This is a genomic window from Eikenella sp. HMSC071B05, from assembly GCF_001811325.1.
In the GTDB taxonomy this organism is placed as follows: Bacteria; Pseudomonadota; Gammaproteobacteria; order Burkholderiales; family Neisseriaceae; genus Eikenella; species Eikenella corrodens.
The window spans coordinates 188,986-213,739 of sequence record NZ_KV804539.1 but is presented as its reverse complement, the minus strand read 5'-3'; the positions used below and the strand labels follow the sequence as shown (position 1 = coordinate 213,739).

Sequence of the window (24,754 nt, the reverse complement as noted above, 5' to 3'; positions counted from 1 at the left end):
CGTAAAGCAGACATTTTCAGGTAGCCCCTCAGCGGTACATAAAGGCTACCTGAAAAAGCAACAATGTCTTGGCAAAGCCAACGCGCAAGCTGCAACGGAGCGAAAACAATCCCATCCGATTTTCAGGTAGCCTTTTGCCCCTTTTGTTAAAATCCCGTTTTTTCCACCGTTTCCCGCCTCATCATGAAACTCCTCGCCGTCATCCCCCACTACCGACATCTCGGCACGCTGCCGCAGGTGGTTTCCGCCCTGCGAGATTGCGGCCTGCCCGTTTTGGTGGTGGACGACGGCTCGGGCGAAGACTGCCGCGCCGGTTTGGAGGCCTTGCGCGGCGAGGGCGTTCAGGTAGCCTTCCGCCCGGTGAACGGCGGCAAGGGCAGTGCGATGAAATGGGGTTTCAAATTGGCGGCGGAGCAAGGTTTCAGCCACGTTTTGCAGATTGATGCCGACGCGCAGCACAGCTTTGCCGACATCCCGCGCTTTGTCGAAACCGCGCAGTCGCAGCCGCAGGCGGTAGTGTGCGGGCGGCCGGTGTACGGCGGCGACGTGCCCAAATCGCGGCTCTACGGCCGCAAAATCACCGATTTTTGGAACGTACTGCACACTTGGTCGTTCGACATCAAAGACGGCATGTGCGGCTTCCGCGTTTATCCGCTGGATGCCGTGCTGCCCATCCAATACGGCGGTGCCGTCATCGGCGAGCGCATGGATTTCGACAACGAAATCCTCATCCGCCTGCATTGGGCGGGTACGCCTTTCATCTGGCTGGACACGCCCGTGCGCTACGAAGCAGGCGGCGTGTCGCACTTCAACCTGCGCCGCGACAACCTGCTCATCAGTAAAATGCACGCCCGCCTGTTTTGCGGCATGGTTGCCCGCCGCATCGGCCGCCTGTTCAAACGGCCTCAAACGGCACCAACCGAACAGGCGCATTGGTCGGCACAGCGCGAACGCGGCCACCGCCTCTTCCTCAAAATTACCGAATGGCTGGTGCGCTACCTGCCCCTGTGGCCGGTGCACGGCATTGCCGCCCTCGTTGCCGCCTATTTCTACCTCACCTCTGCCGCCCAACGCCGCAGCGTACGCCAATATCAAGGCTACCTGAAAAACAGTTTTCCCGCCGCACCGCTGCCCGCGCGTTTCCCCGTATACCGCCAATTCGCGGCCTTCGGCCAAGCCGTGGCCGACCGCTTCGCCGTGTGGCAGCATAAAATCACCGTGCCCGACCTCGTGGTGGAAGACCCCGACAACCTGTATGCGGATGTGGATAACCACAACGCACGCGGCCAAATCCTCATCTGCTCGCATCTGGGCAACATCGAAGTGTGCCGAGCCCTCGTCTCCCACCATCAAGGCTTCAAACTCAACGTGCTGGTGCACAACGCCCACGCCGAAGATTTCAACCGTGCCCTCAAAGCCGCCGGTGCCAGCGATTTGCAGCTGATTCAGGTAGCCGACCTCGACGCGGCAAAAATGCTCCAACTCTCGCAAAAACTCGATGCCGGCGAATGGCTCGCCATTGCCGCCGACCGCACCCCCGTGCGCGGCAACAAAACCGTGCCCGTGCAATTCCTCGGCCACACCGCCCATCTGCCGCAAGGCCCCTGGCTGCTCGCCGGCCTCTTACGCGCGCCCACCAACACTGTCTTCGTGTTAAAAGAACAAGGCCGTTATCATTTATGCCTGAAGCGTTTTCAGACGGCCCCAAGCTGGACGGCCGCCACGCGCAAACAAGTGATTGAAAATATGGCGCAACAGTATGCCGACGTTTTGGCCACCCACGCCGCCCGCGCGCCGCTGCAATGGTTCAACTTCTATGACTTCTGGAGCAACACCCCTCATGGCTAAACACATCTACTGCCGCCACCACACCGAGATCGAAGTCCCCTTTTTCGACGTAGACGTGATGCAGATCGTCTGGCACGGCCACTATGTCAAATACCTCGAAATTGCCCGCTGCGCCCTGCTCGACGCCATCGGCTACAACTACACCGTCATGCTCAAACACGGCCATGCCTGGCCAGTGGTGAAGCTCGATCTCAAATACATCCGCCCCGCCCGCTTCGGCCAGAAAATCCGCGTGGAGATGGCCGTCACCGAATACGAAAGCTGCCTGCGCATCGACTACATCCTGCGCGACGCAGAAAGCGGCACCAAACTCACCCAAGCCCACACCACCCAAGTCGCCCAACGCATCGACAACGGCGAAATGCAATTCCAAACCCCCGCAAGCTGGCAACAGGCCGTGCGGCAGTTTGCAGGGTTTGCGCCCTTGGCCAAGGATTGAGGCTACCTGAAAGGCTATTAAAATAATGGTTTCTGCTATAGAAAACAGGCGATGACAGAAAGTCATCGCCTGTTTTGTTGGCCAATCGCCAATTAAGCGTTGCCGGCAGCCGGAGCGTTGGCGGCGGCTTGTTGCTGTTCGTACATGGCTTCGAAGTTGATCGGCATCAATACCACGGGCGGGAAGCCGGCGCGGGTGATGCAAGAAGACACAGCTTCGCGGGCGTAGGGGTAGAGGATGTTCGGGCAAGCAATGCCGAGCAATACTTTCACGTCTTGCTCGGGAATGTTTGCCAAACGGAAAATGCCACTCTGCGCCACTTCGTTCAAGAATAATACCTTGCCATCAGGCAGTTTGGCGGTAACGGTTACGGTAACGGTTACTTCGTGGTGTTCTTCTTCCAGTTTCTTAGAATCGGTGTGTACTTGGATTTCCACGTTCGGAGCATCCTGGCTGAGGAATACTTCCGGTGCGTGCGGTACTTCCAAAGACAAATCTTTTACATACAGTCTTTCTACATTGAAAATCGGTTGCTGTTGTTCTTGTTCGCTCATGGTTTACTCCTGCGAAAGGGGTGGAAAAATCAAAATGGAGATCTGGCGGATTGATCCGCTATAAACTGCATTAGGCTACCTGAAAATGCTTCGCTTTGCCAGCTTTTCCTTGAGGGATAAGGTATTCGGCAGCTTTCCCGCTGCATTGCCGATTATTGGGCGGGTACGGTTTGAACGTTATCCAATCTATCGGCATCGTGCACAATCCGGCGCACCATGGCATCCATATCGGGCAGGTAGCCGCCGGAACGGTGGCTGTTAATAATCACCACCACGGCCAGCTTGCGCCCATTGGGTGGCAGCCAGTAGCCGGCCAATGCACGCACATCGCGCAGGGTGCCGGTTTTCATGCGCAGCGAGCGGCCGAGCTGGCGGAATCGGCCGCGCAGAGTACCGTCGGTGCCGGCAATCGGCAGGGTGTGGATGAAGGTGTCTCGGAAAGGAGAGCGGTAGGCCTGAAACAGCATACTGCCGAGAAAACGGGCGGTAAGCCGCTCGCGGCGGGAAAGGCCGGAGCCGTTTTCCAATACCAGCGCTTCGTCGTCCAATCCGGCAGAAACCAGCTGCCGCCGCACAGCGGCCTCGGCATTTTGTACGCTGTGCGGTCCGTTTGCTTGGTGGCCAAGAGTGAGAAAAACGCTGCGTGCAATCAGATTATTGGAATGCTTGTTCATATCGGTCAGCACTTCGCCCAGCGGCTTGGAAAAGTGCGTGGCCAAAATGCGGCTATTGCTGGGGGCTGCTCCCCGGCCAAAGCCATAGAGGCCACCCAAGCCCTGTGTAAGCCAATAGCCGCGAAAACTTTCTTCGGCAAAGCGTGGAGCATCGAACAAATTGATGAACATTTTCTCGCCCATACATGCAGCTGGCAGGCGGCCACGAAACACCAGCACGCCGTTTTCAAATTTGGCGGAAACGTGATTGGAAAGTTTACCGCAGCGGCCGTCTGTTTCGGCAAGTTGGCTGAGATCGGTTTGAATGCCGTAGAGTGGCGGGTTGAGCAAAAAAGCAGGCTGCCCAGTCTCATTGCGGGCGGCAGTAATCCAAAGGGCTTTGTAGGCAATCATGTGGGGGTCTGGCGGCACAACAAAGCTTTCGTCAGCATCGTTTTCAAAACCTTCTGCGCTGGCAAGACCGCCCCAAACGCGCCGATCCAGCACCACTTTACCGTTTAATGACACAATGCCCTGCCGGATCAGCTGTTGCTGCATATCCAGTAGATCGGGCTGGTCGAAGGCAGGATCACCGCTACCCACCCAATATAAATCGCCTTGCAGTGCACCATTAGCCACGGTACCGCTGCTGCGCCACTGGGTTTGCCAGCGGTAATCACCACCCAACCCACGTAAGGCAGCGAAAGTGGTCACTAACTTCATGGTGGAAGCGGGATTCATAGAAACATCGGCTCGATGCGCAAGCAACACTTCGCCGCTGTCGAGGTCTTGCACATAAACCGCAGCCTCATCCGGCTGAATACGGCCGAAATCGATAGCAAAGGCTACCTGAAAATAGAAGAAGAGCGCGAATGCTAATAGCAGGCGAGAACAGTATTGGCAGAGAAGTAGAAGTTTTTCCAGCATAAGATTATTTTTAATAAAATATTTTCCAGCAGGCGAATTTTGCGCCATCGCACCTGTATAGGCAATGGGAAATGTAGTTCAAGCAGCTATTTCTTTATGTTACCTCTAGCTACAAGTAGTACGCACGAAAAAACCGGACTTTGTATAAAGTCCGGTTTCTCAGTATTGAACGCTAATCAGTTAGCGATTACTGAGCAGGCTGTTCAACCAGAGTGCGGATGCGAACGTCTACACGACGATCCGGCTCGATACATGCAATCAGAGCGCTACGTTTGCGAGCGGCAGAAACGCGACGACCCAAGTTGCGAACTTCTTGCTGACACTGTTCAGTCATCTTAGCTTGAGATTCGCCCAAGCCAACGGCAGAGATTTTCTCAGCCGGTACGCCACGGCCAACCAAGTACTCGCTAACAGTGTTAGCACGACGCTCAGACAGGCGTTGGTTGTAGGCATCGCTACCCATGAAGTCAGTGTTACCTTCAACACGTACAGATTGTACGTTGCTGCCGGTCAGGCGCTGAGCCAGCTCATCCAAAGTGGTGCGAGCTTCAGGGCGCAGATTGAATTTGTCAAAACCAAACAGGAAGTTGGATGACAGAGATACCAGCTCTTCGCGTACTTGCGGTTCAGCAGGAGCAGGAGCTTCTGCCTGACGGTCACCACACTCTACCAAGCCCAAGCGATCTACTTCAGCGTTCAGGAAGCTGTTTTCCCAGCATTCGTGAGCACCTTTAGGCTCATAGTTAGAGCGAACCACTTCGCGAGACTGCTGGCTAATGGTGTAGCCGTATTTTTCATTGTTGAAGCTGCTGTCCGCCATGGCGGCACCGGAAGCAACCAAGGCCAAGAACAAAGCGCCTAATTTAAGCTGTTTGGTCATGTTATTCCCTCATCAAAAAGTTTGTTATGCGCAGACTTGGCAAGCTTTGCAGCATGCCGGCCTTCACAAAAATCACCATATACGGACCGCCCAAATACTGCGGTAATCCAAATATATTCGGGGTACCACTATAAAAAACCGTGCCCGAACTGTCAATAAGGAATTGGTTACCCGCTGCACGGGCACCTCCGTTTCCTACGTGCCCAATCATGCCCAAAATTACCCTAACTGTCAGCAGGATAATGGCAAAAGAAAGGGATATTCCCCTATAAGTTGCTAAAAAACAACAAATCCTGCCGCAAATTACCGGCATGCGGCAAAATAACGATGGCGGGCTATGATACCATCCAGCCCTCACTGGTTTCAGGCGAAGCCGGTGATTTCGACGGCACTTTGGCGGTTGGCCTGTCGCATAAATCCGACAAATATCACTTGGATGCATCATGAAACTGCAACAGCTGCGCTATTTTTTGGAAGTTTACCGCTGCAATCTGAATATTTCGGAGGCAGCGGAAATTTTGTTTACGTCCCAACCGGGCATTTCCAAACAGATAAAACTGTTGGAAGACGAGCTGGGTGTGCAGCTGTTTGTACGGCACGGTAAACGTATTGTGGCGGTTACCCCGCCGGGGCAGGCTGTGCTGGAAATTGCCGAGCGCATCTTCCGCGATGTACAGAGCATTCGCAACATCGGCACCGAATTTGCCGAACAGGACAGCGGCCACTTAACCATTGCCACCACCTACACGCAGGCGCGGCATGTGCTGCCGCCTGTGGTGGCCGAATTTTTCCGACAGTATCCGAAAGTGGGCTTGTCGCTAGTGCAGGCCGAGCCTTCGGCTGTAGATAGAATGGTGGCCGAAGGTTTGGCTGATTTCGCCATCAATTCGGAAGCGGATGCACGCCATTCCGAGCTGCGCCACATCAGCGCGCGGGCTTGGAACCGCTGCGTGCTGGTGCCGCAGGGGCATGAATTGGCGGATAAAACCCGCATCAGCCTGGCAGACTTATCGTCCATGCCGCTCATCGGCTACACCGAGGCCGGGCAGGATACGGCTTTGCAGCAGGCCTTTTCCGGTAGCGGGCTGGCTTTACCGCAGGTGGTGCTTTCCAGTATGGATGCAGGCGTGATTAAAACCTATGTGCGTACCGGTTTGGGCGTGGGGCTGCTAGCCGATGCTGCCTACGACCCGCAGCGCGATGCCGATTTGGTTTGCCTGCCGGCCGACCATCTGTTTAAGCCGTCGTTTACCTATATCGTGGTGCGGCAGGATGCCTATCTGCGCAATTACGCCTACGATTTTATGCAGCTCTACCTGCCCGGTCTCACCCGCGACCGTATCGAGCAGGCGCTATACGAGCCGATTCGCGAAGACTTCTCAATTTAATGATTGGCTATTTCACTTCAGTCTTACACAAGCCAGGTTGGAGCCAATATTTCAGGTAGCCTGTCAGTCATACTAAAGGCTACCTGAAACGATGTCTTGGCAAAGCCAAAACACAAGCTTCACCAAAATTAAAACCGGATTCCTTTATAATCGCCCCGTCTTGTCACTATCGATTTGCCGATGGATACCCAGCCCACCGAACTCGTTTCCAGCCCCATCCCCCAGCCCATACCTGCTGCACCACCCACCAAAAAACGCCCCGGCTTGTTGCGCCGCTGGTTTAAGCGCTTGGTGTGGAGCATCATCCTCCTCCTACTGGGCTTCCACCTGCTGGTTCTCCTGCTTTTAGCCTATTGGAAAGGCCAGCCCGTGCACACCAGCGCCTTTATGCTGCGCCACAACCTCTCCACCTTTTCCCGCGTGCAGCAAACCTGGGTGGACGACAGCCAAATCGCCCGCGTGGTGAAACAGGCGGCCATCGCCAGCGAAGACGCCCAGTTCAGCAACCACGACGGCTTCGACTGGAACGGCATCGAACACGCCATGCGCCGCAACCAGCGCAGCGGCACCATCCGCGCCGGCGGCTCTACCATCAGCCAACAGCTGGCCAAAAACCTGTTTCTGTTTGCCGAACGCTCTTATGTGCGCAAAGCTGAAGAAGCCGTGATTACCGTGATGATGGAAAGCATGTGGAGCAAAGAGCGCATCCTCACCGTGTATCTGAACGTGGCCGAATTCGGCGAAGGCATCTATGGCATCGAAGCCGCCGCCCAGCATTATTACCACAAGCCGGCATCCCGCCTGCGCGCCGGTGAAGCTGCTTCACTCATCGCCATGCTGCCCAACCCCAAATACTTCCAGCAACACCGCAACGACCGCCGCCTGCGCAATAAAACCCGCATCATCCTGCGCCGCATGGGCAGCGCCGATTTGCCGCCGGACGAAGAATAGTTTGGTATCTGTCAATCAAAGGCTACCTGAAAAACCCATTCCGTTTTTCAGGTAGCCTTTTTCATGCAGTGCATGGATGCAGTATTTCAGCGAAGCTTCCGATGCTCAAAACCGACGTTCCACTTCGATAAACCATTGGCGGCTGCGTCGTTGGTAGAGTTCCGGAATGTTGCTGTTGATATTCAGATAGCGGTAGGTTAGGCGGGGCATCAGGCCGTGCCATTGCAGTTTGGGATGCCACAGCGACAAGTTGAGCTGGGTTTCTTGGTCGGAGCGCACCACGGGGAAAAAGAAGTGCGTTTGGCGGAACTGCCGCCTGCCCAAGCGGATGTCTGCACGCAGGCCAAATTGCGGCCATTCCCGCATCAGGCCGAAGCGGATGCCACGTCGGACGGAGGCTTCCGATGGGTCACGGGTTTGGTGTTCCAGCCAGTCTAAACCGATATAGAGCAGGCTGTTTGCGATAGGCATCCAGGCGGCGGTGGCGGTTAATTGGGTTTGCGGGCCGTTGTAGCTTTGTGCAACGTTTGGGCTGCGGTAATGCCGCCAACTGCGGGCGGCCATCACGCTGATTTTCCATTTTGAGCCGATTTGGCGGCTATATTGCCCCTGTATGCCGTATTGGCGGCTGTATGGGCTACCTGAAAACCAGCTGAATTCGGTATAGGGCTGTATCTGCCAGCTGCTGCGGATATTGCGGAAGCGGTAACCAGCCTGCACACGTAAGTTTTCTTCGTTGTACTCGCGCCGATCCCAGTAAAACACACCGTCCAAACCAACGCCGCCGGTGAGGAAGTGGTTGCCGCCGATGTTCACGGCCCGGTCGAGTGCGGCACTGTAACGCAGGCCGGTGGCTTTCTGGGGCAACGAGGCTTCATCACGCACCCACACGCGTGAGCCCAAGCGCAGTTCGCGGGCAGAGGAGGCGTTATTGACGTTGTCGTTCCGTTCGTATTGCAACGAGGCATCGGCTTGCCACGCCTGCCGTTTTTGCATGGTTTGGCGGTATTGCGCCACCAGTTGTTTTGCTTCGGGCAGCAGGTCGGACTGTTCCAATTGTTCGGTCTGTTGGTCGGCTTGGCGGTATTGGTGGTTTTCAAACAACATCGCCATGTAGTCGAACCGGACATAAGACAGTTCCGGCCGCCGCTGCACAATGGCGGCATAATGCCTGATTGCCTGCTCAAGCTTGCCCTGCCCGCGCAATAAGGCACCTTTGCCGTAATCGTACAGCACGGTATCGTGGTTTGGCATGGTTTGATATAAATCCAGCAGGTCAGCCAGCAAATCCCATTGGTGATTGAGAATGGCCTGATTGATTAGGTGTTCGGTCAGGGTAGGATTGGCGCGCAGATCGGTTTCGGTCAGGTGCTTGGAGGGTTGGGGGTCTCTTGGGGGTGTTTTCGGGGCGATGCTGTCGCTAGTTTGAATGGGCTGGGGTGGCTGCGGCCATGGCGGATTGTCATCGTGCGGCACGAGGGTTGTCGGTGCGGCCATCGTGCAGAATGGCAGCAGGCAGAGCATCAGAATGGCCGGATGGCGGAAGAGGGATATCATAACGGCTGAAACAAAATATAGATGGCAGATGTTAGATGAATGACGGCTACAGGCTACCTGAAACTCTATCGGGCTGTTTTCAGGTAGCCTGTAGCCATGCTTTACTTAACTGCTTTGTCGCGTTTCTTTCCTATGCGGAACGGCTGTACAAAATATTCGGCAGATTATTGCTTGGTTCCGCTGAATCCGACATGCCACTGACCATTGGGGCCGCTGCGGCTTCCTTCTACTAGGCCTGCCACTTCTTCAGCATTTGGCCCGAAGATGGAAAGGTAGTATTGATAGGCGTTCATGCGGTCGGAAACGGCGTTGCCGCTAATGCCTTTAGTGCGTTCGGCAGCCGACAGCATTGGATTATAGGGTAATGCGCCGCTGATACGGCCTTGGCGCAATTCGATATCGCCGGTGGAAGCCATGCCGGTAATACGGCCGCTACCGGTTTTGTCGGTGAAATTGATGCTGTAGTTAAACGCACCTTTTTCCACGCCCGATCCAAAATTGGCAAACGATTCGCCGCTGTAGTTAAACGTATTGCCGCTGAGACGGGTGATGGTAGCATCGTTCACGGGCAGGCCGCTCACTAACTGTACGCGCATAGTATCCGGTCGGTTGAGTCGGTTGTTCGGATCGTTAGCGCCATCATAGCGATAGGCACTGGGCAAAGTGGCCAACACCATGGAGTATGGGCGTTGGTAGATATACATTTTTCCTTGCTCTTCCACTTTCACATCGCGGCTGTCTGGGTAGGAGACTTTCAAAGATGTCCATTCGGCTTTGTAGGGTAGCTCGAGCAGGCCGTCCGGCAGTGCGGTGATATTGATACGGTCGTTCAGGCCGTAGCTGCGGCCGTTAAGGGTGAGAGTGAGGTCTTTCTCACCGCGTGTGTTGTTACCGGCCTGTGGTCCCATCAGGGTTTGGGCGGCAATCACACTCTTGCTGCTGACCACTCCGGCATAATTGCGGCGGTAGTCTAAGCTGGAACGGTTTTTAACGGCGGAAGACTCGGCATCGGGCGACGCGGCGGTTTGAGGCGTGTTGTTTTGCACGGAAGGGGGGCCGCCGCCACTGCTGCCGCAGGCAGCCAAGCTGAGAGCGATAATGGTGGTGCTGAGCAAATGTTTCATTGTTGGTAACTCCTACTTTATTTTTAAGTTTTAAAATTTGTTAAATTTTGAAGTTTTGCAGTCTAGCAGGCAGGAGATAGGGGGTTCATTCAGCCGTTAGTAGTAGCCCGATCGGCTAACTTTGGCCGAATAATCGTGGAATTCCTGTAACCGACTCCGGCAGCGAAGTGGTTTTCTGTAAAAACCGGTCATTTGCTTTACAATCCTATTACAGGTAAAGTGATTCGGTCTGCAAAGAATTGGCGGCGGCAATCCTGCCCGGCTGCCAGCAACTAAAAGGAGTGGCAAAATGTATCAACGGATTTTCGTTCCGATAGACGACAGCAAAACCTCTCTCTACGCCCTGGAACAGACCTGCCGGCTGGCCAAGGCAACCGATGCCGTGTTGGTGGCCGTGCATGTGGTGGATTTAAGCGACCTCAAGCGCGAAGCCAGCCGCCTGCCCAATTCCGAAGAGCTGTATGCGGCCGAAATGCAGGTGGCCGAGCATGCTGAAACCATCATGCAACAAGCCGGCGTGAAATACGAAGTGGACACCCTGGAAAACGACGGCATGCGCATTTCCGACGTGCTGATTAAAGAGGCCGTGCGCCAAGAGTGCGACCTCATCGCCATGGGCACCCACGGCTTCTCCGGCCTGCTGCATCTATTGATGGGCTCCGTGGCCGAAGGCGTGCTGCGCCAAGCCCCCATGCCCGTGCTGCTGTTCCGCCGTCCGGACAGCGAAGCCTAGCTTCAATATATTTTCAGGTAGACTCCTGCCCGTGCAGAAAGGCTACCTGAAAACGTCATCTAATACTCCACAACCCTAACCCAAATGGAAAACGTCCTATGGCAATCCCCGCTTACAACGAAGAGATGAAAAAATTCATCCACGGCCTGCTCAACCACTTGGTGCAGAGCAAAGGCTCCGACCTATTCATCACTGCCGGCTTCCCCCCGGCCATGAAGCTCGACGGCAAGCTCACCCCGATTACCGACAAACCGCTCACCGCCGACCACACCGCCCTCATCGCCCGCGCCCTGATGGACGACAAACAGGCCGAAGAATTCGATAACACCAAAGAATGCAACTTCGCCATCAGCCTGGCCGGCGTGTCCCGCTTCCGCATCAACGCCATGGTTCAGCGCGGTGCCGCCGCCCTCGTGTGCCGCGTGATCACCAGCCAGATTCCCAAGTTCGACAACATGAACCTGCCGCCGATTTTGAAACAGGTGGTGATGGAAAAACGCGGTCTCGTGATTTTTGTGGGCGGTACCGGCTCCGGCAAATCCACCTCCCTGGCCGCCATGATCGACTACCGCAACGAAAACAGCCACGGCCACATCATCACCATCGAAGACCCGATCGAATTCGTGCACCCGCACAAAAACTGCATCATCACCCAGCGCGAAGTGGGCGTGGACACCGAAAATTGGTTTGCCGCCCTCAAAAACACCCTGCGCCAAGCCCCCGACGTGATCCTCATCGGCGAAATCCGCGACCGCGAAACCATGGACTACGCACTGGCCTTCGCCGAAACCGGCCACCTCTGCATGGCCACCCTGCACGCCAACAACTCCAACCAAGCGCTCGACCGCATCATCAACTTCTTCCCCGAAGAGCGCCGCACCCAGCTGTTGAACGACCTCTCGCTCAACCTCAAAGGCTTCATTTCCCAGCGCCTCGTGCCCAAGCCCGACGGCAAAGGCCGCGTGGCCGCCGTGGAAGTGCTGCTCAACTCCCCGCTGATTGCCGAGCTGATTTTGAATGGCGACATCCACGGCGTGAAAGAAATCATGGCCCGCTCCCGCGACTTGGGCATGCAAACCTTCGACCAATCCCTGTTCGACCTCTACGAAGCCGGCCACATTGCCTACGAAGACGCCCTGAAAAACGCCGACTCGGTGAATGATTTGCGCCTCAACATCCAGCTCAACAGCAAACGCGGCCGCAACAACGAAAAATCCGGCATCGACAGCCTAGCCATCGTCGGCATGGATGAAGCTGACGAAGTCTAAGGTGGGAAAGGCTACCTGAACGCGTAGCTTCAGCAAAATGGATCAATGGTCCTGGTACAGCCAAGACTAGGCTCCAAAACGCCAAAGTGTCAGCCTCAACACAGTTAAACAGATACCTTACGCCATGACCAAAAGGCTACCTGAAATTTTTCAGGTAGCCTTTTCTATTCAGCGTTTAAGCTGCCGAACGCTTATTTCTTCTTGCGCTGCGGCGGCAAATCGGTGCAAGTGCCGTTGGCCACTTCTGCCGCCATGCCGATGCTTTCGCCCAAGGTGGGGTGCGGATGGATGGTTTTGCCGATGTCGGTTGCATCGCAGCCCATTTCGATGGCTAGGCAGATTTCGCCGATCATGTCGCCGGCGTGGGTGCCGACGATGCTGCCGCCGATAATCAGGCCGCTTTCGGCATCGAAAATCAGCTTGGTGAAGCCTTCGTCGCGGCCGTTGGCGATGGCGCGGCCGCTGGCAGCCCACGGGAATACGGCTTTGGTGATTTTGATGCCGTCGCGTTTGGCGATTTCTTCAGTAACGCCCACCCAAGCGACTTCTGGGTCGGTATAGGCCACGCCCGGAATCACGCGTGCGTCGAAGTAGGCTTTGTGGCCGGCACAGTTTTCGGCAGCCACATGGCCTTCGTGTACGGCTTTGTGCGCCAGCATGGGTTGGCCGATCACGTCGCCGATGGCGTAGATGTGCGGCACGTTGGTGCGCATTTGTTTGTCCACTTCGATGAAGCCGCGTTCGGTAACGGCCACGCCGGCTTTTTCGGCGGAGCAGAGTTTGCCGTTCGGCGCGCGGCCGGCAGCCACCAGCACCAAGTCGTAGCGTTGCGGCTCTTTCGGCGCTTTTTCGCCTTCAAAGGTCACATAGATGCCATCTTTTTTGGCTTCTACCGCCACGGTTTTGGTGTTGGTCATGATGTTGTCGAAGCGGTGGGCGTTCATTTTCTCCCACACTTTCACCAAGTCGCGGTCGGCGCCCTGCATCAGGCCGTCCATCATTTCTACTACGTCCAAGCGTGCGCCAAGCGTGCTGTACACGGTGCCCATTTCCAGGCCGATGATGCCGCCGCCGATGACCAGCATTTTTTCCGGCAGTTTGCCGCCGTTTTGGCGCAGTTCCAGCGCGCCGGTGCTGTCCACAATGCGCGGGTCTTCAGGAATGAAGGGCAGTTTCACCACGCGGCTGCCCACGGCGATGATACAGTTTTTGAAGGCAACGGTTTTTTTCGCGCCGGTTGCGGTGGCTTGTTCGTATTGGGTGGATTCGGTGAGCGACACTTCGATATGGTTTGCACCTACGAATTGGCCGTTACCTTGAATAACGTCCACTTTGCGGGCTTTGGCCATGCCTGCCAAGCCGCCGGTGAGTTTGGCGATCACTTTTTCTTTGTAGCCGCGCAGTTCGTCTACATTGATTTCGGGTTCGCCGAATTTGATGCCGTTTTTCACCAAGTGTTTCACTTCGTCAATCACGGCTGCGTTGTGCAGCAGTGCTTTAGACGGGATACAGCCCACGTTCAGGCACACGCCGCCCAAGGTGCTGTATTGCTCGATGATGGCGGTTTTCAGGCCTTCGTCGGCCGCGGCGAAGGCAGCAGAATAGCCGCCGGGGCCGCCACCCAATACCACCACGTCGTATTCGGCATCGGCAGAACCGGCAAACTGTGCCGCTTGCGGTTCGGGCGCAGCGGCTTTGGGGGCTTCCGGCGCCGGCGCGGCGGCAGCTTTCGGTGCTTCGGCAGCGGCAGCCGCACCGGCGGCTTCTATTACAGCAATCACGCCGCCTTCGGAGATTTTGTCGCCCACTTTCACTTTCACTTCTTTCACCACGCCTGCGGCTTCGGCCGGCACGTCCATGGTGGCTTTGTCGGTTTCCAGCGTAATCAGGGTGTCGTCGATAGCGATGGTATCGCCTGCTTTGATTTCCACAGCGATGATGTCTACATTTTCGTGCCCGCCGATATCGGGTACTTTCAATTCGATTAAGCTCATTGTGTTGTGCCTTTCTTGAGTATTAGATTAATTAACAAAGGGCTACCTGAAAAATGGAATGCGGCCAAGTTTTCGGCATTCAGCCCGATTAATTGCTCGACGGGGCGGATTATAACGCACTTCTTTGCCTTTCCCGCAGCTTTATCAACACGGGTTTTACTGCTGCAGGCACAGCGATGTCGGGATAGGTATATAATAGCCTCCTACATTATCAAGTTTTCAGGTAGCCTCAAATGACCCAGCCACTCCCCCCCGAACAGCCCGCCAGCCGCCTTGAAGCCTTCCGCCAAAACAGCATCTACCTACTGCCCAATTCGTTTACGCTGACGGCCTTGTTTTGCGCATTTTTCGCCATTACTCAATCCATGCACGGCCACTACGAGACGGCGGCAGTGGCGGTATTTGTGTCGATGCTGCTCGACGGCATGGACGGCCGCGTGGCGCGCTGGACCAACAGCCAAAGCGCGTTCGGCGAACAGCTCGACAGCTTGGCCGACATGGTGAGCTTCGGCGTGGCGCCCGCGCTGATTGCCTATAAGTGGCAGCTTTTCGAGTTCGGGCGCATCGGCTATTCGGTGGCCTTTATCTATTGCGCCTGCGCAGCTTTGCGCCTAGCCTTGTTCAACACTTTAATCGGCAAGGTGGACAAACGCTGGTTTATCGGCATTCCGAGCCCGACGGCAGCTGCCTTGGTAATCGGGCTGGTGTGGATGGATCACAACCTGGGCGGCCTGCCGCTGGCGCGTTGGTGGTGCTTGATCATCACGCTGTTTGCCGGGCTTTCGATGGTGGCGCAGGTGCGGTTTTGGAGCTTTAAAGAAATCAACGTGCGGCGCAAGGTGCCGTTTTTCGGATTGCTCTTGGCCGTGATCGGCTTTTTGGTGATTACTTGGGAACCTTCGTTGGTGTTGTTCCTGCTGTTTTTGGCCTATAGCTTGTCGGGCTATGTGATGTGGTTTTGGCAGCGTGACCGCAAGCAGAAAGAACAACAGGAAGCAGAAAAAGAAACAGAGGCTACCTGAAAAGTGGTAACAACCTGAATTTATAGGTAGGCAAGTGCCAAGCCAAATTGGTCTGAACGGCTAAAGGCTACCTGAAATTTCAAAAATGAAACGCCGCTGCCGATTTGCTTTCCGGCAGCGGTTTTATATAGCCAAGCAAATGAATTTCCGATACAAGGTGGGAACGCCATAGCGGCGGCTTAAGTTGATTGGCTGGAGTGGAGGCAAAACAATGTGGAGCATGGAAGTATTGCTGCCGCTGGCATCGGTGGGCGCGATAGCAGGATTTTTGGCCGGACTGCTGGGCATCGGCGGCGGGATGATTATTGTGCCGATTGTGCTATGGGCACTGGGCAGGCAGGACATCACTGGCGATCACGGCCAGCATTTGGCGGTGGGCACGTCGATGGCGGTGATGGTGTTCACCACCTTTTCCAGCGCGTGGGCACAGCAGAAAAAAGGTGCGGTGCGCTGGGAGTTTGTGCGGCGCATGGCGCCCGGGCTGGTGGCGGGCAGCCTGCTGGGTTCGCTGGTATCGAACCGGATTCCCACCTTCGGCCTGCAGGTGCTGTTTATCGTATTTTGCTATTCGGTGGCAGCAAAAAACCTGCTTCAACTCAATCCGAAACCGGCAGCCACGCTGCCCAGCGGGCGGATGCAGGCGGGAATTGGCGGGCTGTTCGGGCTGCTTTCCAGCTGGGTGGGCATCGGCGGCGGGTCGTTGTCGGTGCCGTTTATGATGTATTGCCGCGTGCCGGTGCACCAGGCGGTGGCCACTTCCAGCGTGCTGGCCTGGCCGATTGCGGCAGCTGGGGCGCTGGGCTATCTGTTTTCCGGCTGGAATGTGCCGGGGCTGCCTGCGGGTGCAGTGGGCTTTTGGTATGTGCCGTGCATTGTGGTGCTGGGTGCGTGCACGGTACTGTTCGCGCCCTTGGGCGTAAAAGCGGCACACCGCCTGCCGCCGGCCGGTTTGAAGCGGGCTTTCGGGGTGTTGATGGTGGTAATTGGCAGCCAGATGCTGTGGAAATTGCTGCACGGAGCATAGGGCCAGACGCCGTCATTCTGCATAAGTTTTCAGGTAGCCTTCAAACCGAGTATGCCAAGCTAAAACCGATAAATGCAAAAATCCGTATCCGAACAAGCAATCGCGCGGAAAACTTGCTAAAATGCCGTCCGCCAGCCGCACGCCTTTGGGCGGGATAAAAATCCGTAGCGGCCAATATATTGATAGTGAATTAGATTGGAGAACCAAATGGCCGTTGAACGCACCCTTTCCATCATCAAGCCCGATGCCGTGGCCAAAAATGTTATCGGCAAAATCTACAGCCGTTTTGAAAGCAACGGCTTGAAAATCGTGGCTGCCAAAATGAAGCACCTCACCCGGGAGGAAGCCGAGGGTTTCTACGCTGTGCACAAAGAGCGCCCGTTTTTTGCCGAGCTGGTGAAATTCATGACCAGCGGGCCGGTGATGGTGCAGGTGTTGGAAGGCGAAAACGCAGTGGCTAAAAACCGCGAGCTGATGGGTGCCACCAACCCGAAAGAAGCCGCTCCCGGCACCATTCGCGCCGATTTTGCTTCCTCTATCGATGCAAATGCCGTGCATGGTTCCGACAGCTTGGCCAATGCCGCCATCGAAGTGGCCTATTTCTTCGGCGAGCAGGAAATCTGCCCGCGTTAAACCAGCCAAGCTGCAGGCTACCTGAAAGTTTCAAACGTGTTGAAACGCAGTTTTCAGGTAGCCTTTAAGCCTTTATATACAAATCATAAAACCTAAGAACACAACCAGCCGATTTGCGGCGCTCATATGAAAACCAACCTGCTCAACTACGACCTCGCCGGCCTCACCGCCCATTTCGCCCAAATGGGGGAAAAACCCTTCCGCGCCCGCCAAGTGATGCGCTGGATGCACCAAGGGGCAGCCGGCGATTTCGATGAAATGACCGACCTGGCCAAATCGCTGCGCGCCAAGCTCAACGACAGCGCGCAAGTGGGCGTGCCCGCGCTGATGGCTGCGCAGGAAAGCCGCGACGGTACGCGTAAATGGCTGTTGGATGTGGGCACCGGCAACGGCGTAGAAACCGTGTTCATCCCCGAAACCGACCGCGGTACGCTATGCATTTCCTCGCAGGTGGGCTGTGCGCTGGAATGCACTTTCTGCTCCACCGGTCGCCAAGGCTTCAATCGCAACCTCTCCACCGCCGAAATCATCGGCCAATTATGGTGGGCGAACAAAGCACTGGGCGCCACCCCCAAAGACGAACGTGTGATTTCCAATGTGGTGATGATGGGCATGGGCGAGCCGCTGGCCAACTACGATAATGTGGTTACCGCGCTCTCCATCATGTTGGACGACCACGGCTACGCCCTCAGCCGCCGCCGCGTTACCGTATCCACCTCCGGCATGGTGCCGCAGATGGACAGGCTCAAAGAAGATATGCCGGTGGCGCTGGCTGTGTCGCTGCATGCCCCCAACGACGCCATCCGCAACGAAATTGTGCCGCTTAACAAAAAATATCCGCTCAAAGAGCTGATGGCCGCCTGCCAGCGCTATCTGGTCAAAGCCCCGCGCGACTTCGTTACCTTCGAATATGTTATGCTCGACGGCGTAAACGACAAGCCCGAACACGCCCGCGAGCTGTTGGAATTGGTTAAAGACGTTCCCTGCAAATTCAATCTGATTCCGTTTAACCCCTTCCCCAATTCCGGCTACAACCGCTCCAGCAATGAGAATATTCGTGTATTCCGCGATATCTTATATCAGGCAGGCTTGGTGGTTACCGTGCGCAAAACGCGCGGTGACGACATCGATGCAGCCTGCGGCCAGCTGGCCGGACAGGTACAAGACAAAACCCGCCGCCAACAAAAATGGCTGCAATTACAAGTTGTGAAAGGTTGATTATCATGAAAAAAAGTTTAATTGCCTCCCTGACGACGCTCGCTTTGCTTGCCGGCTGCGGCGGCATCACCATCCACACCGGCAACAAAGAAGTGCGCAACCGGCCGGAAGAAATTGCCGCCATCAAAACCCAGCTGGCCATCGAATACATGAATTCGCACGACTACCGCGCCGCTGTATCGGCGATTGAGGAAGCCTTGCAGGTTCAGCCACGTAACGAAAACGCCTGGCTGGTGCGTGCTGAGATTTATCAATATCTGAAAGTACCAGAGAAAGCGGAAGAAAGTTTCCAACGCGCCCTGTCTATCAAACCCGACAGCGCAGAAATCAACAACAACTACGGTTGGTTCTTATGCAATTCCGGCGGCCGTGCAAACCAGGCCCTGGCCTATTTCGACCGCGCCTTGGCCGACCCCACCTATCCCAGCCCGCAGGTAGCCTACATGAACAAAGGTATCTGTAGCGCCCGCTTGGGGCAATACAATCTGGCTATGGCCTATCTGGAACGCTCCCAGGCTGCCGATCCTAGCTTTGCGCCCGCACAGAAAGAAATGGCGCGCGTACGCATGATGGAAGGCAATCTAGGCGAGGCCGACCGCCAGTTCCGTCAATATCAAAGCAAGGTAGACCGCCTCAGTGCCGACGACCTGCTGTTGGGCTGGAAAATTGCCCGCACCCGCGGCCAAACCCAGGCTGCCTATGAATATGAAGCGCAGCTGCGCACCAACTATCCGTATTCGCCCGAACTTCAAGAAATTACCACAGGAAGACCCCAATGACCGAGATCTCAACCCCCCAACTGGCTGCCGCTGAAGAACTGGGCAAATTGTTGCGCCAAAACCGCGAACAGCAACAACTGTCGCTTGGTGATGTGTCGGAACACCTCAAGCTGCCCGCCCGCCAGGTGGAGGCGTTGGAAAACGCCGATTTTAGCAAACTGCCCGAGCCCGTGTTTGTGCGCGGCTTTCTGCGCAGCTACGGACGCTACCTGAATTTGGACGAAGCCGTATTAAACAGCTATTTGGAGCAGATAGTTGCCCCCAGCCAATTCCAAAGCCCCTTGGCCAAAGAAGATGGCAATGTGAAGATGACCTACCACAACGCTCCGATTAAAAAGCCCTTCCCGCGCTGGATTTTCGGCGTGGCCGCCGCTGCCGCGATTGTGGGCGTGGTGGTGTTGTGGCAGATGAAGTCCAACACCGAACATCAAAAACAAAATGCCCAAACCAGCATTCCGGAAAACCAAATCCTGCCGCCCAATTTAGACAGCAGCAATGTGCAGGTGTTGCCGCTGCAAGAAGCCTCCGCACCTGCCGCCTCCCTGCCCGCGGTTTCAGGTAGCCAGCCGCAACCGTTAGAAAACCCCGCTTCTGTACCGGCCGCCGCTGCAGGCATCCAATCGGCTCAGGGCGAATTGGTGCTCAAACTGCGCTTCCGCTCTTTCCTCACCGTAACCGATAAAGACGGCCAAATGCTGGTAAGCAAAATCGTGCCGGCCGGCAGCGAATACCGCTTCTCCGGCAACGGCCCCTACCGCGTACGCATCGGCTTTGCCAAAAACAGTTTAGCCAGCTACAGCGGCCGCGACATCAATGTGGCCGAGCACATGGTCGACCAAAAAACCGCCGCCTTCACTGCCGGCGGCCAAGACGATGCCGCCCAATAACCATACCTCTTTATGAACACAACCCTTCCTTCCCGCCGGCGCACGCATCAGGTAGAAATCGAACACATCACCGTCGGCTCCGGCTCGCCGGGGGTGGTGCAGTCGATGACCAACACCGACACCGCCGACGCCGAAGCCACCGCCTTACAAGTGAAAGAGCTCAGCGAAGCCGGCTCGGAAATGGTGCGGATTACGGTAAACAACCCGCAGGCCGCCGCCAAAGTGGCCGAAATCCGCAGCCGGCTCGACGACATGGGCTGCCCCACCCCGCTCATTGGTGATTTCCACTTCAACGGCGAACGCCTCTTGGCCGAGTTTCCCGAATGCGGCAAGGCCTTGGCCAAATACCGCATCAATCCCGGCAACGTGGGCAAAGGTACGAAAGGCGATGAGAAATTCGCCTTTTTAATCCGCACCGCAGCCGAAAACGGCAAAGCCGTGCGCATCGGCGTGAATTGGGGCAGCCTCGACCAAAGCCTGGCCAAACGCCTGATGGATGCCAACCGCAACCGCCCCGAGCCGCTGCCGCCCGAAGCCGTGATGAAGGAAGCATTGGTGCTCTCTGCGTTGGAATCCGCACAAAAAGCCGTGGATTTGGGGCTACCTGAAAACAAAATCATCCTGTCGTGCAAAGTTAGCGCCGTACAGGATTTGATTCAGGTATACCGCGACTTGGCCAGCCGCTGCGCCTATCCGCTGCATCTGGGGCTCACCGAAGCCGGCATGGGCAGCAAAGGCATCGTGGCTTCCACCGCCGCACTGTCTGTATTACTGCAAGAAGGCATCGGCGACACCATCCGTATTTCGCTCACTCCCGAGCCAGGCAGCTCGCGCACGCAGGAAGTGATTGTGGCGCAAGAAATCCTGCAAACCATGGGGCTACGCTCCTTCACACCGATGGTTACCGCCTGCCCCGGCTGCGGCCGCACCACCAGTACAGTATTCCAAGAGCTGGCGCGCGATATCCAGCTGCACCTGCGGATGCAGATGCCGGTGTGGAAACACAAATATCCCGGCGTGGAAAGCCTGAACGTGGCCGTGATGGGCTGCGTGGTCAACGGCCCCGGCGAAAGCAAACTGGCCGATATCGGCATCAGCCTGCCCGGCACCGGCGAAACCCCAGTTGCCCCCGTGTATGTAGACGGCGAGCGTGCAGTAACGCTCAAAGGCGACAATATGGCTGCTGAGTTTTTGCAGATTGTGGAAAACTACGTGGCCGAAAACTACGGCGAAGGCGGTAAAAAACGCCTCGGCCAAGCCGCCAAAATCATTCCCATCCGCCAAGTTTAGCCGGATTGGCATACAAAAAATAAAACCTTTGCTTCGCTGGCAAAGGTTTTTTATTTTCAGGTAGCCTCGTTACGGCTACAAACATTGCAGGCTACCTGAAACACCGTAGAAGTAGTATGGCAAGACAAGTCAACACAGCAGCATTCTTATTAATTCACTAAAAATATGCTACGGCTATCGCTTTAATATCCGCAGATTGGCTATAATGCCCACCAACCGCAGCTATAGCGGGCACACAAAGGGAAACATCATGGCCGCAGACCTCCGTCAGCTTCTGCTCAAACTCTATCTAATCAACAATTTCAAACTCGAACACAAGGTTTACATCTACACCTATCGCGGCGTAACCGATGTGGCCACCAACCCCTTCCAATACGTGAGCGGCGATGTGGCCGAAAACGTGAAGAAAAGCCTGATCCTGCAAAACCTGGCCAGCGGCGAAATGCTGCAGGCCTTCATTGTACCTACGCCCGATAGCAAAGGCAAAACCCACAGCGCCTACGAAATTGAAAACACCGTGCTCTACGGCAACAAAGCCGGCGTCATCATCGAAATCGGGCTCGATAAGGATAAAATCGAAAAAACCGACAAATACCGCCAGTTCAGCCACTTGGCCGTGAGTATGTTGCGGCAGTTTGTCGACTAAGCCACAACCCAAGCCCATACAGGCTACCTGAAATTCAGGTAGCCTTTTTCACACCCCAAAGGCTAGCTGAAAAACATCCGACCACCTGCCCGGCTTTGCGGGGCGAATAGTAGGACTGCTATAATGCACAGTTTCCAAAATTATTTTCCGCACCCGCTGCGGCAACAAACTAACATGAAAAACATTCGTAACATCGCCATCATCGCCCACGTCGATCATGGCAAAACCACACTCGTAGACCAGCTCCTGCGCCAATCCGGCACCTTCCGCGCCAACCAGCACGTAGATGAACGCGTGATGGACAGCAACGACCTCGAAAAAGAACGCGGCATCACCATCCTGGCTAAAAACACCGCCATCGAATACGAAGGCTACCACATCAACATCGTCGACACCCCCGGCCACGCCGACTTCGGCGGTGAAGTAGAACGCGTGCTCGGCATGGTGGATTGCGTGCTGCTGTTGGTGGACGCGCAAGAGGGCCCGATGCCGCAAACCCGCTTCGTCACCAAAAAAGCCCTCGCGCTGGGCTTGAAACCCATTGTGGTGATCAACAAAATCGACAAGCCGACCGCCCGCGCCAGCTGGGTGATCGATCAAACCTTTGATTTGTTCGATAACCTTGGCGCCAGCGAAGAGCAGCTCGATTTCCCCATCGTCTATGCTTCCGGCCTTTCCGGCTTTGCCAAGCTGAACGAAGAAGACGAGAGCAGCGATATGCGCCCGCTGTTCGACACCATCCTCAAATACACCCCCGCACCTTCAGGTAGCGCCGATGCGCCGCTGCAGCTGCAAATCTCCCAGCTTGATTACGACAACTACACCGGCCGCCTCGGCATCGGCCGCATCCTCAACGGCAAAATCCGCCCCGGCCAAACCGTGGCCGTGATGAACCACGACAAACAAATCGCCCAAGGCCGCATCAACCAGCTGCTCGGTTTCAGCGGGCTGGAACGCGTGCCGATGCAGGAAGCCGAAGCCGGCGACATCGTGCTGATTTCCGGCATCGACGAAATCGGCATCGGCGTAACCATTTGCGACAAAGACAACCCCATCGGCGTGCCAATGCTGAGCGTGGACGAGCCCACCCTCACCATGGACTTCATGGTCAACACCAGCCCGCTAGCCGGCACCGAAGGCAAATTCGTTACCAGCCGCCAAATCCGCGACCGCCTGCAACGCGAGCTGCTCACCAACGTTGCCCTGCGGGTGGAAGACACCGCCGATGCCGACGTATTCCGCGTGTCTGGCCGTGGCGAACTGCACCTCACCATCCTGCTGGAAAACATGCGCCGCGAAGGCTACGAGCTGGCCGTGGGCAAACCGCGCGTGGTGTACCGTGACATCAACGGCCAAAAATTCGAGCCATATGAAAACCTTACCGTGGATGTACCCGACGAAAACCAAGGTGCCGTCATGGAAGAACTCGGCCGCCGCCGCGGCGAACTCACCAATATGGAAAGCGATGGCCACGGCCGCACCCGCCTCGAATACCACATTCCCGCGCGCGGCCTCATCGGCTTCCAAGGCGAATTCATGACCCTCACCCGCGGCGTCGGCCTGATGAGCCATGTGTTCGACGACTACGCCCCCGTGAAGCCCGATATGCCCGGCCGCCGCAACGGCGTGCTGGTGTCGCAAGAGCAAGGCGAAGCCGTGGCTTATGCCCTGTGGAATCTGGAAGAGCGCGGCCGCATGTTCGTATCGCCCAACGACAAAATCTACGAAGGCATGATCATCGGCATCCACAGCCGCGACAATGACTTAGTGGTAAACCCGCTCAAAGGAAAAAAGCTCACCAACGTGCGCGCCAGCGGCACCGATGAAGCCGTGCGCCTGACCACGCCGATTAAGCTCACGCTGGAAAGCGCGGTGGAATTTATCGACGATGACGAACTGGTGGAAATCACCCCCCAATCCATCCGCCTGCGCAAACGCTACCTGAGCGAACTGGAACGCCGCCGCCACTTTAAAAAATTGGACTAAGGCTACCTGAAAAGCCTCAGGCCATATCAACAAAGGCTACCTGAAATCCGCCCGCCGGTTTTCAGGTAACCTTTTTCATATCAGCCGAAGAGTATGGCAGAATCGGCTATAATGCCGCCGTTTTCAATTCTTGATTTCAGGAAAGGCATCATGAGCGATTTTCGGCAGGATTTTCTGCGCTTTGCGCTGGAGCAGGATGTGCTGCGCTTTGGCGAGTTTGTTACCAAAGCCGGGCGGCTTTCGCCCTATTTTTTCAATGCCGGGCTGTTTAACGACGGCGCCTCCACCCTTGCGTTGGCGCGGTTTTATGCGCGTTCGATTCTCGAGAGCGGGGTAGCGTTCGATATGTTGTTCGGCCCGGCTTATAAAGGCATCGTGCTGGCTTCGGCCACGGCGATGATGCTGGCCGAAGCTGGGCGCAACATGCCTTTTGCCTACAACCGCAAGGAAGCCAAAGACCACGGAGAAGGCGGTACGTTGGTGGGTGCGCCGCTGGCCGGGCGGGTGTTGATTATCGATGATGTGATTTCCGCCGGCACTTCGGTGCGCGAATCGGTGCGCCTGATTGAGCAGGCAGGCGCTACGCCGGCCGGGGTGGCGATTGCGCTCGACCGCATGGAAAAAGGCACGGGCAACCAATCGGCGGTGCAAGAGGTACGCCAGCAATACGGGCTGCCGGTGGTGCCGATTGCCAGCCTGGCCGATTTGCTCGCGCTCTTGCAAGACGATGCGCAGTTCCGGCAACACCTCGAGCCGGTGCAGGCCTACCGCGACCGCTACGGGGTGGCGGATTAAGAATAAAGGCTACCTGAAATTGGGAATGTGGGTTTCAGGTAGCCTTTTTTGCAGTCCTCGAAACGGCTTTAAGGCTACCTGAAAGCGATGTCTTGGCGAAGCTAAAGCGCCAGCTTCAACGAAGTTAAAACAGGCCTTGGCACAGCCAAGGTGGTGTT

At 56.1% G+C, this 24,754-nt stretch carries 22 protein-coding genes and 1 pseudogene; 17 read left to right on the top strand and 6 right to left on the bottom strand.

From position 1 onward, the window contains the following. Window positions 1–183: 183 nt before the first annotated feature. The 3 genes and pseudogenes from HMPREF2796_RS11630 to HMPREF2796_RS01930 form a co-directional block, all read left to right on the top strand. Window positions 184–597: pseudogene (locus HMPREF2796_RS11630) on the top strand (glycosyltransferase family 2 protein); the annotation flags it as partial. A gap of 108 nt (window positions 598–705) precedes the next feature. Further along, the gene (locus HMPREF2796_RS10700; protein WP_246826835.1) at window positions 706–1,848 is read left to right on the top strand and encodes an LpxL/LpxP family acyltransferase; all 1,143 of its coding nucleotides are present in this window, start codon (window positions 706–708) and stop codon (window positions 1,846–1,848) included. Beyond that, window positions 1,841–2,287, top strand: coding sequence for an acyl-CoA thioesterase (locus HMPREF2796_RS01930; RefSeq protein ID WP_070630525.1), 447 nt, complete (start codon window positions 1,841–1,843; stop codon window positions 2,285–2,287). Before HMPREF2796_RS10700 ends, HMPREF2796_RS01930 begins: the two co-directional genes overlap by 8 nt. 92 nt (window positions 2,288–2,379) lie before the next feature. On the opposite strand, the gene secB is transcribed toward HMPREF2796_RS01930, so the two are convergent. From secB to HMPREF2796_RS01915, 3 genes are all read right to left on the bottom strand, one after another. Then, on the bottom strand, window positions 2,380–2,841 hold the full coding sequence (gene secB / locus HMPREF2796_RS01925) for a protein-export chaperone SecB (protein WP_003823659.1): 462 nt from the start codon (window positions 2,839–2,841) through the stop codon (window positions 2,380–2,382). Window positions 2,842–2,993: 152 nt separating this feature from the next. Next, window positions 2,994–4,421 carry a D-alanyl-D-alanine carboxypeptidase/D-alanyl-D-alanine endopeptidase gene (dacB, locus tag HMPREF2796_RS01920; RefSeq protein ID WP_210385336.1) on the bottom strand — a complete coding sequence of 476 codons (1,428 nt, stop codon included), beginning with the start codon at window positions 4,419–4,421 and terminating at the stop codon, window positions 2,994–2,996. Between the two features lie 187 nt (window positions 4,422–4,608). Beyond that, complete coding sequence (locus tag HMPREF2796_RS01915; protein WP_023887437.1) at window positions 4,609–5,301, bottom strand: OmpA family protein; 693 nt, start codon at window positions 5,299–5,301, stop codon at window positions 4,609–4,611. A gap of 443 nt (window positions 5,302–5,744) precedes the next feature. On the opposite strand from HMPREF2796_RS01915, the gene HMPREF2796_RS01905 reads away from it, so the two are divergent. Together HMPREF2796_RS01905 and mtgA are read left to right on the top strand one after the other, a co-directional pair. Next, complete coding sequence (locus HMPREF2796_RS01905; protein ID WP_070630523.1) at window positions 5,745–6,689, top strand: LysR substrate-binding domain-containing protein; 945 nt, start codon at window positions 5,745–5,747, stop codon at window positions 6,687–6,689. 180 nt (window positions 6,690–6,869) lie between these two features. Next, window positions 6,870–7,640, top strand: a complete 771-nt coding sequence (mtgA, locus tag HMPREF2796_RS01900; protein ID WP_210385335.1) for a monofunctional biosynthetic peptidoglycan transglycosylase — start codon at window positions 6,870–6,872, stop codon at window positions 7,638–7,640. A gap of 105 nt (window positions 7,641–7,745) precedes the next feature. Here mtgA and HMPREF2796_RS01895 read toward each other — a convergent pair whose 3' ends face one another. Both HMPREF2796_RS01895 and HMPREF2796_RS01890 read right to left on the bottom strand, forming a co-directional pair. Continuing rightward, window positions 7,746–9,197, bottom strand: a complete 1,452-nt coding sequence (locus HMPREF2796_RS01895) for a surface lipoprotein assembly modifier (RefSeq protein WP_070630522.1) — start codon at window positions 9,195–9,197, stop codon at window positions 7,746–7,748. Between the two features lie 164 nt (window positions 9,198–9,361). After that, window positions 9,362–10,321, bottom strand: a complete 960-nt coding sequence (locus HMPREF2796_RS01890; RefSeq protein ID WP_070630520.1) for a factor H binding protein domain-containing protein — start codon at window positions 10,319–10,321, stop codon at window positions 9,362–9,364. A 289-nt stretch (window positions 10,322–10,610) separates the two neighbouring features. Between HMPREF2796_RS01890 and HMPREF2796_RS01885 the strand changes: the two genes are divergently transcribed. Both HMPREF2796_RS01885 and HMPREF2796_RS01880 read left to right on the top strand, forming a co-directional pair. Beyond that, window positions 10,611–11,054, top strand: coding sequence for a universal stress protein (locus tag HMPREF2796_RS01885; RefSeq protein WP_070630518.1), 444 nt, complete (start codon window positions 10,611–10,613; stop codon window positions 11,052–11,054). A gap of 125 nt (window positions 11,055–11,179) precedes the next feature. Then, window positions 11,180–12,322, top strand: coding sequence for a PilT/PilU family type 4a pilus ATPase (locus HMPREF2796_RS01880; protein WP_246826836.1), 1,143 nt, complete (start codon window positions 11,180–11,182; stop codon window positions 12,320–12,322). Window positions 12,323–12,513: 191 nt separating this feature from the next. Here the strand turns inward: HMPREF2796_RS01880 and lpdA are convergent, their stop codons facing one another. Beyond that, a complete protein-coding gene (gene lpdA, locus HMPREF2796_RS01875; protein ID WP_070630512.1) occupies window positions 12,514–14,316 on the bottom strand; it encodes a dihydrolipoyl dehydrogenase in 1,803 nt (600 codons plus the stop codon). Window positions 14,317–14,549: 233 nt separating this feature from the next. Between lpdA and pssA the strand changes: the two genes are divergently transcribed. From pssA to pyrE, 10 genes are all read left to right on the top strand, one after another. After that, window positions 14,550–15,338: a CDP-diacylglycerol--serine O-phosphatidyltransferase gene (gene pssA / locus HMPREF2796_RS01870; protein ID WP_003823673.1), complete on the top strand. Its 789-nt coding sequence runs from the start codon at window positions 14,550–14,552 to the stop codon at window positions 15,336–15,338. A gap of 211 nt (window positions 15,339–15,549) precedes the next feature. Then, window positions 15,550–16,362, top strand: coding sequence for a sulfite exporter TauE/SafE family protein (locus tag HMPREF2796_RS01865; RefSeq protein ID WP_070630509.1), 813 nt, complete (start codon window positions 15,550–15,552; stop codon window positions 16,360–16,362). Between the two features lie 207 nt (window positions 16,363–16,569). Beyond that, window positions 16,570–16,995 (top strand): nucleoside-diphosphate kinase, encoded by a 426-nt coding sequence (gene ndk / locus HMPREF2796_RS01860; protein ID WP_023887445.1) that lies wholly within the window; start codon window positions 16,570–16,572, stop codon window positions 16,993–16,995. A gap of 126 nt (window positions 16,996–17,121) precedes the next feature. Beyond that, a complete protein-coding gene (gene rlmN, locus HMPREF2796_RS01855) occupies window positions 17,122–18,213 on the top strand; it encodes a dual-specificity RNA methyltransferase RlmN (RefSeq protein WP_070630507.1) in 1,092 nt (363 codons plus the stop codon). Window positions 18,214–18,218: 5 nt separating this feature from the next. Continuing rightward, window positions 18,219–18,992 (top strand): type IV pilus biogenesis/stability protein PilW, encoded by a 774-nt coding sequence (gene pilW, locus HMPREF2796_RS01850; protein ID WP_070630505.1) that lies wholly within the window; start codon window positions 18,219–18,221, stop codon window positions 18,990–18,992. Further along, complete coding sequence (locus tag HMPREF2796_RS01845) at window positions 18,989–19,879, top strand: helix-turn-helix domain-containing protein (RefSeq protein WP_070630503.1); 891 nt, start codon at window positions 18,989–18,991, stop codon at window positions 19,877–19,879. The genes pilW and HMPREF2796_RS01845 overlap by 4 nt, the downstream gene beginning before the upstream one ends. A 12-nt stretch (window positions 19,880–19,891) precedes the next feature. Beyond that, a complete protein-coding gene (ispG, locus tag HMPREF2796_RS01840; RefSeq protein WP_070630501.1) occupies window positions 19,892–21,169 on the top strand; it encodes a flavodoxin-dependent (E)-4-hydroxy-3-methylbut-2-enyl-diphosphate synthase in 1,278 nt (425 codons plus the stop codon). A 250-nt stretch (window positions 21,170–21,419) separates the two neighbouring features. Further along, window positions 21,420–21,815, top strand: coding sequence for a hypothetical protein (locus HMPREF2796_RS01835; protein WP_035573809.1), 396 nt, complete (start codon window positions 21,420–21,422; stop codon window positions 21,813–21,815). 174 nt (window positions 21,816–21,989) lie between these two features. Continuing rightward, window positions 21,990–23,801 (top strand): translational GTPase TypA, encoded by a 1,812-nt coding sequence (typA, locus tag HMPREF2796_RS01830; RefSeq protein WP_070630667.1) that lies wholly within the window; start codon window positions 21,990–21,992, stop codon window positions 23,799–23,801. Window positions 23,802–23,951: 150 nt separating this feature from the next. Next, a complete protein-coding gene (gene pyrE, locus HMPREF2796_RS01825) occupies window positions 23,952–24,596 on the top strand; it encodes an orotate phosphoribosyltransferase (RefSeq protein ID WP_070630499.1) in 645 nt (214 codons plus the stop codon). Window positions 24,597–24,754: the final 158 nt, after the last annotated feature.